This is a genomic window from Streptomyces sp. NPDC001351 (assembly GCF_042896045.1).
Classification (GTDB): Bacteria; Actinomycetota; Actinomycetes; order Streptomycetales; family Streptomycetaceae; genus Streptomyces.
The window spans coordinates 1-1,618 of sequence record NZ_JBIAWS010000042.1 but is presented as its reverse complement, the minus strand read 5'-3'; the positions used below and the strand labels follow the sequence as shown (position 1 = coordinate 1,618).

At 68.5% G+C, this 1,618-nt stretch carries 1 protein-coding gene; it reads right to left on the bottom strand.

Going from position 1 to position 1,618, the window contains the following annotated elements:
- Window positions 1-1,618: CTP synthase (locus tag ACFY1U_RS50940; RefSeq protein ID WP_390700930.1), on the bottom strand; the 1,618-nt coding region annotated here is incomplete at both ends.

Genomic DNA, 1,618 nt, shown 5'->3' with positions numbered 1-1,618 from the left:
TCGACCGAGGCCTTCACCAGGCCGGCGAAGAGCGGGTGCGGGCGGGTCGGGCGGGAGCGCAGCTCGGGGTGTGCCTGGGTCGCCACCAGGTAAGGGTGCGTCTCGCGCGGGTACTCCACGTACTCGACGAGTTTGCCGTCGGGCGAAGTGCCGGAGAACAGGATGCCGGCCTTCTTCTCCAGCTCCGCGCGGTAGGCGTTGTTGACCTCGTAGCGGTGGCGGTGGCGCTCCTCGACGTACTCCTTGCCGTCGTAGACCTCGCGCACGATCGAGCCCTCGGCCAGCTTGGCCGGGTACATGCCCAGGCGCATCGTGCCGCCCATGTCGCCCTCGCCGGCGACGATGTCGAGCTGCTCGGCCATGGTGGAGATGACGGGGTGGCCGGTGGCGGAGTCGAACTCGGTGGAGTTGGCGTCGGTGATGCCGGCCAGGTTGCGTGCGGCCTCGATCACGATGCACTGCAGGCCCAGGCAGAGGCCGAGCAGCGGGATCTTGTTCTCGCGGGCGTACTTGATCGCGCCGACCTTGCCGAGCACACCGCGGTCGCCGAAGCCGCCCGGGATGCAGATGCCGTCGACGTCGCCGAGCTGCGCCGCGGCACCGGCCGGGGTCTTGCAGTCGTCGGAGGTGACCCACTTGATCTTCACACGGGCGCGGTGGGCGAAGCCGCCGGCGCGCAGCGCCTCGGTGACCGAGAGGTAGGCGTCGGGAAGGTCGATGTACTTGCCGACCAGCGCGAGGGTGATCTCGTGGTCGGGGTTGTGGACGCGGTCGAGCAGGTCGTCCCAGGTCCGCCAGTCCACGTCGCGGAAGGGCAGGTCCAGCTTGCGGACGACATAGGCGTCCAGGCCCTCGCCGTGCACGGTCTTGGGGATGTCGTAGATCGAGCGGGCGTCGGGGCAGGCGACCACGGCGGCCTCGTCGACGTCGCACATCAGGGAGATCTTGCGCTTGATCGCGGTGGGCACCTCGCGGTCGCAGCGCAGCACGATCGCGTCCGGCTGGATACCGATGTTGCGCAGGGCCGCAACCGAGTGCTGGGTCGGCTTCGTCTTCAGCTCTCCCGACGGGCCGATGTAGGGCAGGAGGGAGATGTGGACGACGAAGACGTTGTCACGCCCCACCTCGTGGCGGACCTGGCGGACGGTCTCCAGGAACGGCAGCGACTCGATGTCGCCGACCGTGCCGCCGACCTCCGTGATGACGACGTCGACCTCGTCGGTCGCCATCCGCCGGATGCGGTGCTTGATCTCGTTGGTGATGTGCGGGATGACCTGCACGGTGTCGCCGAGGTACTCGCCGCGCCGCTCCTTGGCGATCACCGTCGAGTACACCTGGCCGGTGGTGACGTTCGCCGAGCCGTCCAGGTCACGGTCGAGGAAGCGCTCGTAGTGGCCGATGTCCAGGTCCGTCTCGGCGCCGTCGTTGGTGACGAACACCTCACCGTGCTGGAAGGGGTTCATCGTGCCCGGATCGACGTTCAGATACGGGTCGAGCTTCTGCATCACGACCCGCAGGCCCCGCGCCTTGAGGAGCATGCCCAGGCTGGAGGCGGTCAGGCCCTTGCCCAGCGAGGAGGCGACACCCCCGGTGACGAAGATGTGCTTGGTCGTCGTAG